We start from the raw sequence: 13,988 nt of genomic DNA, 5'->3' as shown, positions 1-13,988 counted from the left end.
TTCGGCTGCCGCGGGAAATGCCGGGCCCCGCTGGCCCTATGAAAGCGCTTTCGCCGCCTCGTCGATGAGGGCGGCAACCTCGGCCGGATGGGACGCCAGCGAGGCGTGGCTGGCATCGAGCGTGATGGTCTTGCGCGTCTTGATACGGTCGGCCATCCACTGTTCGGTCTCAGGCGGGATCATGTGGTCGCGGCTCGACACCTGATACCAGCTCGGCTTGGTTTTCCATGCTGCCGGTCCGGCCTTGTCCTCGAAGCAGCGTGCGGCGATCGGCTTTTGGGTCACCGCCATCACAAGTGCGTCGTTCTCGCTCAGGTCCTGCCCGAAGCTCTGGCGGAACGTGTCCTGGGCGAGCCACAGGAAACCGTCCCTGTCGGGCCGGATGCTGGCTGCGCCGGATGGCGGGTCGCGCCGCGCAAAGATGCCGCCCAGGCTGTCACCCTCGTCGGGCGCGAAGGCGGCGATGAAGACCAGGCCTGCGACATTGGCGGTGTGGCCGGCGCCCGATATGACCGCGCCACCATAGGAGTGGCCGACCAGAAGCGTCGGGCCGTCCTGGGCTGCCGCCAGTTTGGACGTGCGGTCGATGTCGTCGGCAAGCGAAGTCAGCGGGTTCTGCACTGCGGCAAGCTTGTAGCCTTTGGCATGAAGCAGCGGGATGACGTTGCGCCAGTGCGACGCATCTCCCCAGGCGCCGTGAACGAGAACGATGTTCTTCACTGCGGGCATGGCCAGTCTCCTTATTGGACTAGATGGCTGGGTGCCGGTGTCCGCCAGTGGAACGGCCGGCCTCGAACAATGCACCGGTGCGTCGGGGGTTCCGGTGTCGGGTGAATATTGTCCGTCGCTGCCGTAGCGCCAGGAAAAATGGCTCAGCTGTCGCCGGAGAGGTCGCGATGCGCCTTTTCGAGCTCTTCCGAGTAGCGGCGGATCAGATGCGCCTCGGTGAGCAGCCCGACCACCTTGCGCGTCTTGAGGCCGTCGACGACAGGCAGTTCCTCGGCCTTGGCCTTTTCGAACACCGCTGCCGCAGCCTTGGCGTTCATCGGCTGGACGAGCACGGTTTCCGTATGCCGCAGCAGCGGCTTCACCGTCGGGTCCGAGATGTCGGGCGACGTCGTATGGGCATCCGGCACCAGGATCATCCCGGCATATCTGCCTTCGGCGTCGACGGCGATGACGCGCTGGGCCGAGCCCAGCGGAAACTGCGCCCGGAAGTCGTCAATGGGCATGTCGGCCGGCACCGTGCGCACATCGGTGCGCATCATGCTGCGAACGGTGAGATTGCGCATCCAGCCGATGTCGTTGGCGCTGCGGATCGTCTCGCCGCGCAGGTGGAAGCGCCAGGTCGAAAACGAATAGCCGAAGGTCGACCTGACGACGATGCTCGAAACCACCGCAGCGGCCAGCACCACGCCGGTGATGGCCAGATCACGCGTGGATTCGAGTGCCAGGAATGTCATGGTCAGCGGTCCGCCGACCACGCCGACCGCCAGCGACGTCATGCCGATGACGGCTGCCATGGTGGTGTGGATGCCGGTTGCGGGCGAAATGACATTCATCACCGTGGCGAACATGTTGCCCAGGAGTACGCCGAGAAACAGCGAGGCGAAGAACAGGCCGCCGCGGAACCCGGAGCCAAGCGACACCGCCGAGGCCAGGAGTTTCAGCGAAAAGACCGCGAGCACGGTCCAGAAGGCGAAATGATTGGTCAAAAACAGATGCATCGCCCCGTGGCCGCTCGACAGCACCTGCGGTGAGAGCAGAGCCAGAAGGCCGACGATGGCACCGCCGAAAACGGGCCGGACGGCCGGGTGCAGGCGCGCGGCGAGGAAAGCGCGCTCGACCAGCGTCACCAGTTGCATGATACCCACCGAGCCCAGCCCGGCGATCAGGCCAAGCAGCAGGAAGGGCAGGTATTGGTGCGGCGTCAGCGGCGGCATCATGCCGATCTCGATGGGGAATTGTTCTGCGCCAAGCTGCGTCGCCATCAGCGAAGCCGACACCGACGCGGCCAGCACAGGGGCGACGTTGGCGAGCGAATAGACGCCGATGATCAACTCGAAGCCATAGAATGCACCTGTCAGCGGTGCGTCGAAGGCGGCGGCGATGGCGCCTGCCGCGCCGCAGCCGACAAGCGTGCGCACGTCGTTGCGGCGCAGGTTGAAGGCGCGCGCCAGCCTCGAGGCGAAGCCAGAGCCGGTCTGGGTGTAGGCGGCCTCTAGCCCCACTGATGCGCCGAAACCGTTCGACAGCATGGTCTGGCCCGCGACGATCAGCGTGTCACCGATGGACAGCCTGCCGCCGAGAAGGGCGTTCGCCTCGATCGGGTCGACGAGGCTGCGATTGCGATAACGCTTGAGCAGCCAGATGCTCAGGCCCATCAGCGCGCCACCGACAACGGGGATCGCGGCGTCGGTCGGGTTCGACAGCTGCAGAAGACCCGACAGGCGAACGTCGACGGGCAGAGAAAAGAGATAATTGTGCAGCAGGTGCGCGGCGTTGGACAGCACAGTGACGGCCATGCCGGCAAAGGCGCCGACCACGCAGGCGAGCAGGACAATCTGCATGCCGCCGGCCACGGCTATGGCCTTCAGGCTGGACAGCGCTTTCGCGGAGATGGCGGCGAGGGGGCGTTCTGCAGGCATGGTGCGCTTCTGATATGCCGAAGCCTGCTCAATCGTCTGTGCGGCCTATGCCGGCACCAGGCCTCTGATGCTTCGTAGCGCATCGTGCGGACATAGTCACCGCCCAAGCCAGGACGGAGGGTTTCTCAATCACTTACCGAATGATGATGAAGTCACAGTCGAAACCGCCCGGCTATACCCGAACTGACAGCCGTTGAAGCACTGATGCCAGCGAACTCTGACTGCGGGTGTCGGTCTTGTAGAAGATCGATTTCACATGTTGACGCACTGTCTCGTAGGCAATCCCCAGATCCGGCGTCAAGTGCACGCCGCATTACGGCATGGGCATGGTGGCATTGATCGTGGTGGGCAAGCCAAGCAATCTCGAACAGACAAAGGCGCTCAAGCAGCAAGGCCAAGAAGGTGTTCGAGAGGCTGCTGGCACAGGTTCCCACCAACTGAGCCGTGGCGGTTACGCCCGAATTTTCCCAGACAAGGCCGGGTAGACAGGTTCTGCCCGGCCTTTTTTGCTTTTCGGAGGAACGCTACCATGGCCATCCCGTGCTTGCAGCTGGGCAGCCAATCTTCCGGTGACCTGATGCTCCAGCTTCGCGAACCACTCGCCAATCTGGCCAAAACTGGATATCGGCTTGGTGTGTCGATGCTTCAGGATGTGAAGACGTGCAGCTGCCGGTGCGAGCGATCTGGGTTTTCCATGCGGCAGCGCGCGCCGGAAGCATCTCGCGTGCGGCAGAGGAACTGGGCGTCACGCCATCGGCCGTAACCCAGCAGATCCAGTCGCTCGAGGTACAGCTTGGGGTGTCGCTGCTGACCAAGCTGGGCCGCCGGGTGGTGCTCACCGAGGCCGGCGAGCTGTATTACGCCAAAATCACCGACGAGATCGAAAGGATCGAGGAGGCAACCGGCACCATACGCGGCTACCGCTCGGTGACGACCCTGACCGTGCGGGCCACGCCGACGCTGGCAAACAAGTGGCTGCTGCCGAGGCTCGGTGCTTTTCTTGACCGGAACCCCGAACTCGACATCCGCGTCGACGGAACCAACGAGCCGACCGATTTCAACCGGGAGCTCGTCGATCTCGAGATTCGTCATGGCGACGGGCGCTGGCCGGGGCTGTTTGTCGAAGGCATGGCCGAGGAGACATTTCTGCCCGCCTGCTCGCCAAAACTGGCCGCGGCGGAGAGTCTCTTGCCTGACGAGCTGACCAGGTTCCGCCTGATCCATTCGGTGAAGTCGCAAGCCCAGTGGACGGCATGGTTCAAGCTGGCCGGCGTGCAGCCCGTGCAGGGATGGCGCCGGGTCCTGTTCGACCGCAGCCACATGGCGATCGACGCTGCCGTGGACGGGATGGGGATCGCGCTCGAAAGCACCATGATGATGGAGCGCGAGCTGCGCGATGGCTCGCTGGTCTGCCCCGTCGCAGAGCCCCCGCCGGTCCGGATCGTCACCCAGTGGATCGTGTGTCCGCGCGATCATTTGCGCCAGAAGAAAGTCCGGCTTTTCCTCGACTGGCTGCGCGAAGAGCGCTCCCGCATACCCGGTTCAATTGTTTAGCCAACCTAAATGATCGCGGCTGACATCTAAATTGCGCTAATACCTCTCTTCGCTTACCAATACATCGTCCGGCACGACAAGTGTCGGCCCGCCGGGGAGGAACCGGGCGGAGGAGGTCTCTGAATTCATCGCGAAGGGTGCATGCATCCTTCAGCCTGTCGCCCGGTCTAGGCCGTTGGCGAAGCGACCTTCTGCGCTCCGCAATCAAGCCGCGTGATGTTGAATTGATCGTGCGAAGGACATCGGAATGAACCTCTACACTCTCCTTGCCGCGCGTGCTGGCCGTGGCCGTCCTGTCCGCGTCGGATTGATCGGCGCCGGAAAGTTCGGCTCCATGGTGCTTGCCCAGGCGCAGCGCATTGCCGGCTACCACATGGTTGCCGTGACCGATCTCAACGTTGCCAAGGCGCGGGAGTCGATGCAGCGTGTCGGTTGGCCCGAAGAGCGCTATCAGGCCAGGAGCGCCGGCGAAGCGGTCAAGGCCGGCACGACCTTCGTCACCGACGACGTTGCGGCGATGCTTGCCTGCGACGAGATCGAATGCGTCATCGAGGCCACGGGCCATCCGATCGCCGGCACTCGCCATGCCCTGGCGGCGATCGAAGCGGGCAAGCATGTCATCATGGTCAATGTCGAAGCTGATGTCATGGTTGGCCCGATCCTCGCCGAAAGGGCCCGCCAGAAGGGTGTCATCTATTCGATGGCCTATGGCGACCAGCCGGCACTGATCTGCGAACTGGTCGACTGGGCCAGGGCGACAGGCTTCGAAGTGACGTCAGCCGGCAAGGGCATGAACTTCGAGCCGCGTTACCGCTACTCGACGCCTGATACCGTCTGGAGTTTCTTCGGCTGGACCGAGGAAGAAGTCGCCAAGGGTGATTTCAACCCGAAAATGTACAATTCCTTCACCGACGGCACCAAGGCCGCGATCGAGATGGCGGCAGTTGCCAACGGCACCGGCCTGGACTGCCCGGATGACGGTCTTGCATTCCCGCCCGCCGGCCTGCACGACCTCGCCAAGGTATTCCGCCCCGCGGCCGATGGCGGCCGGATGGCGCGGTCGGGCCTGGTGGACATCGCCGCCAGTCAGGAACCTGATGGCCGCGAGGTGTTCAACAACATCCGCTATGGCGTGTTCGTGACCTTCAAGGCGCATAATGAATATTCCCGCGCCTGCTTCAAGCAATATGGCCTGCTGACCGATCCGTCTGGCTGGTACGCCTCGATGTGGCGGCCCTTCCACATCATCGGTCTCGAGACGTCGGTCAGCGTGCTTTCGGCCGTCCTGCGGAACGAACCGACCGGTTGTTCGCGGGAATTCCGTGGCGATGCGGTCGCAACGGCCAAGAAGGACATGCAGCCGGGCGAAATGCTCGATGGCGAAGGCGGTTACGCCGTCTGGGCGAATGCGATCCCGGCTTCGCGCAGCCTCGATCTCGCCGCGCTGCCGATCGGCCTGGCGCACAACGTCAAGCTGAAGCGGCCGGTCAAGAAGGACCAGATCGTCAGCTTCGACGACGTCGAACTGGTGAATGACCTTGATGTGGTCAAGGTACGCCGCGACATGGAGCAGCAGTTCCGTTCCGCGGCAAGCGCGGCCGCCTGAGATCGACCGGTGGCAGGAGCGATCATGGGCGCGCAAGACAATAGACGACATTTCGTCGTGATCCCGGAATTCCGGGTGGGACCAGACGTCATGGCGGCTTTCCTGCACGCCGCCATGGACGACGCGCGACACTCGGCGGCCGACGAGCCGGGATGCCGGCAGTTTGACGTCGTGCGTCCGGAAGAAAAGGACAATTTGGTTCTTTTCTACGAGGTCTATGACGACCGGGAGGCGTTCGAAGCGCATATGCAGACACCGCATCTCAAGCGGTTCCAGGCTGCAATGAAATCGCTCGGTGTCGAGGAAACCCAGGTCCGCTTCGCGGCGAGGGAGCCCCTCTAGGAAAGACGACATCCTGGCGTTGGGAGGCGCTGGCATGAGCAATCATTCTCGACGCATCGGTTTCGTGGGTACGGGCATCATGGGCGGCCATATGGCTCGCCGGCTGGCCGAAGCCGGGTTCCCCGTCATGGCCTGGAACCGCAGTTCGGCCAAATCCGAAGCTCTTGGTGCCTACGGCGTCTCACAGGCCTCCCAGGCGGCACAGGTCGGGTGCGACGTCGACATCGTCATCTGCATGCTGAGTTCCGGCCCTGTCTGCGATGAGGTCCTGTTTGGCACTGGCGGCGTCGCTGCAGCCATGGCGCCGGGCTCCATTCTGGTGGTGATGAGCTCCATTCCCGTCGATACTGCCCGAAACCAGGCAGTGCGGGCGGGGCAGAAAGGCATTCGCTACGTGGATGCTCCCGTGTCCGGCGGCGAAGCGGGCGCCCGGGACGGCACGCTTGCCATCATGGCCGGTGGCGACGAAGACTTGGTTGGCGAATTGGCGCCCATTCTGACGCTTCTCGGTCGCGTCACCCATGTCGGGCCGGTCGGATCGGGCTCGCTGGCCAAACTTGCCAACCAACTCATCGTGGCAAGCAACATATGCGCGGTCGCCGAGGCCTTGCTTCTGGCCGAAAGGGGTGGCGCCAGCCCGGCAAGAGTGCGAGAGGCCCTTTCGGGCGGATTCGCCGACTCGACGGTGTTTCGCCAGCACGGCCGACGGATGATCGAAAGCGATTTCGCACCGGGCGGCCCGGCGAAATACCAGATCAAGGACACCGGCACGGCCCTGGAGCTTGCCGGATCTCTTGGACTGCACCTTCCGGTGGCGACCGAGGTCGACCGCATTTTCCGCGGTCTTGTCGAACATGGCGGCGGCGATCTCGATCACAGCGCTGCCATACTGGAATTGAGGCGCCTGAATTCGGGCGTGCAATGAAACAGATCTGACAACGATCAAGGGAGGAGAACCTATGAAAATGAAACTGATCGGCTCGCTCGTGGGCGCGCTGCTTCTGTCGGTCGGCGCCAGCCAGGCGGAGTCGCTTACGCTATCGACGCCCGACGCCGACACCTCGGAAATCACGCTCGCTGCCAAGCATTTCGCCGAACTGGTCAAGCAGAAGACCAATGGCGATCTCGAAATCCGCGTCTTCCCGAACGGCACGCTCTATGGCGGCGATCCTTCGGCAGGCGTCAAGCAACTCGCCGGCGGCTCGCTCGACATGCTTTTGAACGCGACGTCGCTCTACGCCACTTTCAATCCGAAGTTCACCGCGATCGCGGTGCCTTACCTGTTCAACGACGTGACGCAGCTCAGGAGTTTTCTCGATGGAGAACCCGGTGAGGAACTGACCGCCGAGCTCGACAAGATCGGTATCAAGGGGCTCGACCTCTGGTCGCGGCCGCTCAGGCAGATCACGAATTCGAAGCTGCCGATCACCAAGCCGGAAGACCTCAAGGGCATGAAGCTGCGGGTGCCGAACAATCCGCTCTGGGTCGAATTCTTTGGCGCGATGGGCGCTGCGCCGACGCCGATGGCCTTCGCCGAGGTTTACAATGCCCTCCAGCTCAAGGTCGTCGATGGACAGGAAAACCCTGTTAACGTGCCTGTCAGCGCAAAGCTCTACGAGGTGCAGAAATACCTCACCATCAGCAATCACATTGCCGATGCCTGGGTGGTGGGCGTCAACCCCGCGCGCTTTGCAGCGCTGTCGGATGCGCACAAGAAGGCGCTGCAGGACGCGGCCCTGGAAACCGAGGCCTGGAAGGCTGAGAACGACGCTGCCGACATCGCAAAATCGATTGCGACGCTGAAGGAAAAGGGCGTGGAGGTCAACGAGTTGACGCCGGAGCAGCGCGAGGCCTTCATTGCCGTCTCGCGAAAGCTTTCCCCGACCTTTGCGGGCCTCGTCAAGGACCAGGCATTCTTCGACCGTACCGTTGCCTTCGTCGGCAAGAACTGACCGATCGAACCAGCGCAGTGACCTTTCTCGGGGGCGGCCGCGTGTCGTTCCCGAATGGCGCTGCGGATGTTCCCGGACCATTTCGCAAGGACCGTTCAGATGAACTCCAAGGATCCACTGTTCGGCCGTGCCGTCAGGCTGGTAGCTGACGTCGCCGCCGGTGCCGCATGTGGCGGCATCCTGATCGTTGTGCTCATGCAGGTGACTGGCCGCCTGCTGGGCCGACCTCTCCCCTGGACCGAGGAGGCCGTCCGTTTCCTCTTCATCTGGATGGTCTTTCTCGGGCTCGCCGCCGGTTTCCGAACCGTGGAATCGGCCCGCGTCGTGGTCTTCATGTCCATGGCGCGCGGCCTGTTCCGCCATATCGCGGTGCCGATCTATGTCGGCTCGTCGGTGGCGTTCTTCCTCATTACAGGATGGACCGGCATTACGCTCGTGCGCCAGCAGATCATGATGAACGAGGTGGCCGCCACCTTGCCGATACCGATGTGGGTTATCGGGCTGGTGATGCCGGTGTCTTCGGTCGTCGCCATCCTGGCAATAATCGAGTCGCTCAGAAGCCGTCGCGATCTGATTGCCTTGCCGGAGCCGGGGCTTCCTCCGGGCGAGATCGCGCATGCCGACATCAACATGACCACGGGTGCAAGATCATGAGCATGAGCCTCTTTCTGCTGATCATTTTCTTCGTCATGAGCATGTTCGGAGTGCCGCTCGCCATTGCTCTGGGCCTGGCCGGCGTGGTTACGCTGCTGCTTTTCACGCCGATGCCGTTCGACCTTCTGACGCAGACGATGTTCTCGTCGATGAACTCGTTCCTGCTCGTTGCCGTTCCGCTGTTCATCCTGGTCGGAGCCGTGATGGAGCGCGGCAGGGTTGCCGAGCGCATCTTCGACTTTGCCGAGGCGATGGTCGGCTGGCTACCGGGTGGTCTTGGCCACGTCAACGTCATCTCGTCGGTCATATTTTCCGGCGTGTCCGGTTCGTCCGTAGCCGATATCGCCTCGGTTGGGGCAATCGAGATCAAGGCCATGGAGCGCCATGGCTTCCCCAAGGGTTATGCGGTCGGCATGACGCTGTGCACGGCGACGCTGTCGTCGATCATTCCGCCATCGATCCTCGTCGTCATCGCCGGTTCTATCGCCAATGTGTCGATCGGCACCCTGTTGGTTGCAGGTCTGGTGCCCGGCCTGTTCATCGCCTTTGCATTCATGATCTTCAACCACTTCTATTCGGTCTATTACGGCTACAACCCACCTTCGCCATTCGTGTTTCGTAATGTCGTCGTCACCGGTCTTCGAGCCATCCTTCCGATGCTGACTCCAATCATACTGGTGGCTGGCATTGCCAGCGGCGCATTCACGCCGACCGAAGCTGCGGCGGTTGCGGTGGTCTATGTGCTGGTGTTGGCGATGCTGGTCTACCGCACCATTCCGTTGTCGGAACTCCCTGAAATCCTGATCTCGACCGCGCGCATCTCGGGAACGATATTGTTCATCGCGGCCACCTCGCAGCTTGCGGCATGGATATTCGCCTATGAGGGCCTGCCGGACAAAGTGGCCATCCTGCTCGATGCCATGAGCGTCGGGCCTGTCTCCGGCATGCTCGTGATTTTCGCCTTCCTGCTGATCATCGGCATCTTCATGGAGGCGATCCCGGCGATGTTCATCCTGATCCCAGTGCTGATGCCGCCTGTCATGTCGCTCGGCATCGATCCGATCCACTTCCTGGTGGTCACCGTCATGACGCTGACGCTCGGCCTCGTAACACCGCCGGTGGGCGTTTGCCTGTTTGCGGCAGCACAAGTTGCCAATATGCGTGTCGAAGACGTGATCCGCGGCTCACTTGCGCCGATGACGGTGCTCACGGTGGCGATATTCCTGCTCGTCCTCTTCCCGGTGTTGACGCTCGGGCCGATACGCCTGCTGGGGCTTTATCCATGACATCGCGCATCTCCGTGCCAGCAGGCTCCCGCGAACGGGACGCAGGACCAAAATACCTTGTCGTCATGGGCATTGCCGGAACGGGCAAGACGGAGATCGGACGACGGCTCGCAGAAGCGCTCGGAAGCGCTTTTGTCGAGGCCGACCAGTTCCACAGCCAGGAAAACGTGGAGCGGATGCGACGCGGCATCGGCCTGACCGATGCCGATCGGTGGCCCTGGCTTGCCGCTGTCTGCGATGCAGCCTCCGCCGAGACGTCGCAGCCGGTGGTGATTGCCTGCTCCACGCTCAAGCGAAGCTACAGGGACTTTCTGCGGCAGAGACTGGGGGATGTGCAGCTGCTGTTCCTGCACGGGGCGAGGGAACTTATCAAATCAAGGCTGCTGGCCCGCAAGGACCACTTTGCCTCGGCCTCCTTGCTCGAAAGCCAGCTCAACACCCTGGAACCTCCAGATGCAGGCGAGAGCGCCATCTGGCTCGATGTTGCAGCAACCCCTGATACAATCGTCGCCGAGGCAATGCTGGCACTCGCCTCACGTGGCGCCGACAGGGCGAGATAGAGAACGAACTCAGGTACTGAGCTTGTGCTCGCCTGATCAGGTGCGAAGGCACTCCCTGGTTCGATTGCATCGTCGGTGAGGCCGACCGTTTTTCTCTTTTTGGCCTCATCAGCTCCCTGAATGTATGGGACGCCTGCAACACTTGGGCTTGGCGATGCTGCACAACTGCCGTATGGGAGGGGGTGTTTCACCGCCCGTCGGGCCGACAGCTGTCGTTACCAAAGCAGATAATGCGCAAGAGCAAGGTACATCAAACGCGAGCGACCGGCTTTCTGCCGGCCATTCTGCTGTTTTGTGTCGCCTCGATCGCAGTCCTGTGCGGCCCCCCGGCCAATGGGACGCCCTGGACGCAATCGCAGTCCAGCGCTGCCATGGACAGCGTCGACATTCTCGACCGCCACAACGCCCCCGATTTCCCAAGGCGTCTTTTCGTCGTCGTGGACCAGAGATCGGTCAAGGCGCTGGCGGCGCATGACGACGACAAGTCCAAGGGTGCATTGGTCCCCACCGATGTCGGGCTCGCCGCACCCTATGTCGCGGCGCGGTCCCCTGCCATCCATCTCCGGATGGTCAGCCCCGAAGCGCCGCATGGCTACAAGACCCGCGCGCCTCCCCGCATCGCCTGATCTTTCCTGACTGCTGCGGTTCTTCGCAGCCTCGACATTTAGGCTTACGCCTGAGCGCAGGACGCCCAGGCTCGCCATCACAGGATCAGAATTATGCGAACTTCCCGATGGGTGTTGGTGACTTACACCATCATCATTCTGGCCGGCATCATTGCCGCGCTGCCCAATATCCTCACGCAACAGCAACTTGCGGCACTGCCCGGCTGGTTCCCCAAGAAGCAGATCACGCTTGGCCTCGACCTCCAGGGCGGATCGCATCTTGTCCTTGAAGTGGATGCGAAGACGCTGAAGGCAGACCGCCTTCGCTCGCTGCTGGACGACGTGCGCGGCGCCCTGCGCAAGGAGCGTATCAACGCATCGTCGGCGCGGCTCGCAGGCGATGCCATTGTCGTCACCATTGCCGACGATGCGCAGCGCGCGACGGCGCTCACCACGCTACAGGCGCTGGCTGTTCCCGTCAGCGGCCTCGGCCTTGGCGGTGGCGTGCCTGACATCGCGGTCAGCCAGGCCGACAACCAGATCAAGGTCGGTCTTACCGAGGCCGGGTTGCGCGACAAGCTTGACGCGGCACTCCAGCAGAGCCTCGAGATCGTGCGCCAGCGCGTCGACCAGGTCGGCGTCGCCGAGCCGACGATCCAGCGCGTCGGCAGCGACCGCATGCTGGTGCAGCTTCCCGGGCTCCAGGATCCGACGAGGCTGCGCGCATTGCTTGGCAGCACGGCTAAGATGACCTTCCACATGGTGGCCAACGTTGCCAGCGGCGAGCCGCTTCCACGTGGCGTGACCATGATGCCCGATGCCAAGTCGGGCGCGCAGTATCCTGTCGAAGACCGCGTTGCGCTGGATGGCGCACGCCTCACCGATGCCCGCGCCAACTTCGACCAGCGCACCCAGGAGCCATTGGTTTCCTTCCGTTTCGACAGCGTTGGCGCGCGCCAGTTCGCCGAGATCACCGCTGCCAATGTCGGCAAGCCCTTCGCCATCGTGCTCGACGGCAAGGTGCTGTCGGCGCCCGTCATTCGCGAGCCCATCACCGGCGGCTCGGGCCAGATCAGCGGCAATTTCAGCGTCGAAGAGACGGTGACGCTTTCGGCGCTGCTGCGCGCTGGTGCGCTGCCGGCGCCGCTGACCGTTATCGAAGAACGCACTGTCGGTCCTGACCTTGGCGGCGACGTCATCAAGATGGGCATCTACACCGGCATCGCCGGTTTCGTGGCCGTTGTGCTGTTCATGGTGGCGCTCTACGGCAGCTGGGGCATGATCGCCAATTTCACGCTGTTGCTGCACCTGATCCTGACCTTCGGCGTGCTGACGCTGATCGGCGGCACGCTGACTTTGCCCGGCATCGCCGGCATCATCCTTGGCATTGGCTTCGGCGTCGACGCCAACATCCTGATCAACGAACGCATAAGGGAAGAGTCGAAGAAGGGGTTGAGCGCTTTCGCGGCCTTGGACAATGGCTTCAAGCGCGCATATTCGACCATTGTCGACGCCAACGTGACGTCGCTTATTGCCACCGGCCTGCTGTTCATGTTCGGCTCGGGCCCGGTGCGCGGCTTTGCAATCACCATGTTCCTGGGCACCTGCCTGTCGATGTTCACCGCCGTTTCGGTGACGCGCATCCTGATGGCCGCCGTGGTGCGCCGCAAGCGCCTGAAGACGATCACGATCGAACCGCTGATCCGCTTCTTCCCGGAAAAGACCTCGGTCTCGTTCATGAAGGCGCGCTATCTCGGCATCGGCATGTCGATCTTCCTGTCGCTCGCTTCGATCGGCCTCTTCTTCAAGCCGGGCCTCAACTACGGCATCGACTTCAAGGGTGGCATCCAGGTCGAGATTGCGACGTCTACCCCGGCCGACCTGTCACAGCTGCGCAGCACGCTGGGCAGCTTGAACATCGGCGAGGTGGCGCTGCAGCAGATCGGCAGCGACGGCAACGTGCTCATCCGCGTCCAGCGCCAGGACGGCGGCGAAACGGCACAGACCGCTGCCGTTGACGCCATCAAGGCTGCCGTGCAGAAGCTCGACCCAAGCGTGAAGTTCGAACGCACCGAAGTGGTGGGTCCGAAGGTCAGCGGTGAGTTGGCGCAATCCGGCATCATGGCGGTGGTGTTGGCCGCCCTCGCCATGCTGATCTACATCTGGTGGCGTTTCGAATGGAACTTCGCCATCGGAGCCATCGCCACGCTTGTGCTGGATACCACCAAGATGGTGGGCTTCTTCGCGCTGTTCGGGCTGGACTTCAACCTGACGGCGATCGCGGCCCTTTTGACCATCATCGGTTACTCGGTGAACGACAAGGTCGTGGTCTATGATCGCATGCGCGAAAACCTGCGCCTGTACAAGAAGATGCCGCTGCGCGAACTCATCGACATGAGCATCAACCAGGTGTTCGCACGCTGTATCTACACCTCGGTAGCGATCCTGCTCTCGATGCTGCCGATGGCCATCTGGGGCGGCAGTGCCGTCGAGAACTTCGCCGTGCCCATGGTGTTCGGCGTGTTCATCGCGACGACCTCGTCGATCTTCATCGCAGCACCGATCCTGCTCTTGCTGGGCGACTGGTGGCAGCATCGCAAGGTCGAGCAGGCAGAAGGCGCCACGGCGAGTCTCGCCAAGGGCTGAAAACCGAACCGGGCAGCCCTTGTGGCTGCCCGTTTCTTCATTGCAGGGCCATGAACGATCATGCTGCCCGGTCTTTTTCGTCGCGATCGAGCATGGCGACGATGACCGGCCTTAGCCGAGGTCTCCCGCTTACCG

At 62.7% G+C, this 13,988-nt stretch carries 12 protein-coding genes; 10 read left to right on the top strand and 2 right to left on the bottom strand.

Annotated features, from left to right (window positions below):
- Positions 1-36: 36 nt before the first annotated feature.
- Positions 37-729 (bottom strand): alpha/beta fold hydrolase, encoded by a 693-nt coding sequence (locus NDO48_RS26760; protein ID WP_018430893.1) that lies wholly within the window; start codon positions 727-729, stop codon positions 37-39.
- Between the two features lie 143 nt (positions 730-872).
- Positions 873-2,648, bottom strand: a complete 1,776-nt coding sequence (locus NDO48_RS26755; RefSeq protein ID WP_018430894.1) for a chloride channel protein — start codon at positions 2,646-2,648, stop codon at positions 873-875.
- A gap of 660 nt (positions 2,649-3,308) precedes the next feature.
- On the opposite strand from NDO48_RS26755, the gene NDO48_RS26745 reads away from it, so the two are divergent.
- From NDO48_RS26745 to secD, 10 genes are all read left to right on the top strand, one after another.
- Complete coding sequence (locus NDO48_RS26745) at positions 3,309-4,202, top strand: LysR substrate-binding domain-containing protein (protein ID WP_018430895.1); 894 nt, start codon at positions 3,309-3,311, stop codon at positions 4,200-4,202.
- Between the two features lie 247 nt (positions 4,203-4,449).
- Entirely contained in the window at positions 4,450-5,808 is a 1,359-nt protein-coding gene (locus tag NDO48_RS26740) for an NAD(P)H-dependent oxidoreductase (protein ID WP_018430896.1), read from the top strand.
- A 24-nt stretch (positions 5,809-5,832) separates the two neighbouring features.
- Positions 5,833-6,150, top strand: a complete 318-nt coding sequence (locus NDO48_RS26735; protein WP_026227785.1) for a putative quinol monooxygenase — start codon at positions 5,833-5,835, stop codon at positions 6,148-6,150.
- A 34-nt stretch (positions 6,151-6,184) separates the two neighbouring features.
- Positions 6,185-7,075 carry an NAD(P)-dependent oxidoreductase gene (locus NDO48_RS26730; protein WP_018430898.1) on the top strand — a complete coding sequence of 297 codons (891 nt, stop codon included), beginning with the start codon at positions 6,185-6,187 and terminating at the stop codon, positions 7,073-7,075.
- A gap of 34 nt (positions 7,076-7,109) precedes the next feature.
- Positions 7,110-8,102, top strand: a complete 993-nt coding sequence (locus NDO48_RS26725; RefSeq protein WP_018430899.1) for a DctP family TRAP transporter solute-binding subunit — start codon at positions 7,110-7,112, stop codon at positions 8,100-8,102.
- Positions 8,103-8,201: 99 nt separating this feature from the next.
- The gene (locus NDO48_RS26720) at positions 8,202-8,756 is read left to right on the top strand and encodes a TRAP transporter small permease (RefSeq protein WP_026227786.1); all 555 of its coding nucleotides are present in this window, start codon (positions 8,202-8,204) and stop codon (positions 8,754-8,756) included.
- Positions 8,757-8,758: 2 nt separating this feature from the next.
- The gene (locus NDO48_RS26715) at positions 8,759-10,042 is read left to right on the top strand and encodes a TRAP transporter large permease (RefSeq protein WP_026227787.1); all 1,284 of its coding nucleotides are present in this window, start codon (positions 8,759-8,761) and stop codon (positions 10,040-10,042) included.
- Positions 10,039-10,602 carry a gluconokinase gene (locus NDO48_RS26710; RefSeq protein ID WP_081623582.1) on the top strand — a complete coding sequence of 188 codons (564 nt, stop codon included), beginning with the start codon at positions 10,039-10,041 and terminating at the stop codon, positions 10,600-10,602. The genes NDO48_RS26715 and NDO48_RS26710 overlap by 4 nt, the downstream gene beginning before the upstream one ends.
- A gap of 371 nt (positions 10,603-10,973) precedes the next feature.
- Positions 10,974-11,228 (top strand): hypothetical protein, encoded by a 255-nt coding sequence (locus NDO48_RS26705; RefSeq protein ID WP_040457326.1) that lies wholly within the window; start codon positions 10,974-10,976, stop codon positions 11,226-11,228.
- A gap of 93 nt (positions 11,229-11,321) precedes the next feature.
- The gene (secD, locus tag NDO48_RS26700; protein WP_026227788.1) at positions 11,322-13,853 is read left to right on the top strand and encodes a protein translocase subunit SecD; all 2,532 of its coding nucleotides are present in this window, start codon (positions 11,322-11,324) and stop codon (positions 13,851-13,853) included.
- Positions 13,854-13,988 lie beyond the last annotated feature (135 nt).

The sequence above is a fragment of the Aminobacter sp. MET-1 genome (assembly GCF_026521175.1).
In the GTDB taxonomy this organism is placed as follows: domain Bacteria; phylum Pseudomonadota; class Alphaproteobacteria; order Rhizobiales; family Rhizobiaceae; genus Aminobacter.
The sequence above is the reverse complement of the archived record's forward strand: the minus strand, read 5'-3'. Positions and strand labels throughout refer to the sequence as shown.

Coding starts and splice junctions, on each gene's coding strand:
- NDO48_RS26760 (WP_018430893.1), bottom strand. CDS start 729: ATGCCCGCAGTGAAGAACATCGTTCTCGTTCACGGCGCCTGGGGAGAT.
- NDO48_RS26755 (WP_018430894.1), bottom strand. CDS start 2,648: ATGCCTGCAGAACGCCCCCTCGCCGCCATCTCCGCGAAAGCGCTGTCC.
- NDO48_RS26740 (WP_018430896.1), top strand. CDS start 4,450: ATGAACCTCTACACTCTCCTTGCCGCGCGTGCTGGCCGTGGCCGTCCT.
- NDO48_RS26735 (WP_026227785.1), top strand. CDS start 5,833: ATGGGCGCGCAAGACAATAGACGACATTTCGTCGTGATCCCGGAATTC.
- NDO48_RS26730 (WP_018430898.1), top strand. CDS start 6,185: ATGAGCAATCATTCTCGACGCATCGGTTTCGTGGGTACGGGCATCATG.
- NDO48_RS26725 (WP_018430899.1), top strand. CDS start 7,110: ATGAAAATGAAACTGATCGGCTCGCTCGTGGGCGCGCTGCTTCTGTCG.
- NDO48_RS26720 (WP_026227786.1), top strand. CDS start 8,202: ATGAACTCCAAGGATCCACTGTTCGGCCGTGCCGTCAGGCTGGTAGCT.
- NDO48_RS26715 (WP_026227787.1), top strand. CDS start 8,759: ATGAGCCTCTTTCTGCTGATCATTTTCTTCGTCATGAGCATGTTCGGA.
- NDO48_RS26710 (WP_081623582.1), top strand. CDS start 10,039: ATGACATCGCGCATCTCCGTGCCAGCAGGCTCCCGCGAACGGGACGCA.
- NDO48_RS26705 (WP_040457326.1), top strand. CDS start 10,974: ATGGACAGCGTCGACATTCTCGACCGCCACAACGCCCCCGATTTCCCA.
- secD (WP_026227788.1), top strand. CDS start 11,322: ATGCGAACTTCCCGATGGGTGTTGGTGACTTACACCATCATCATTCTG.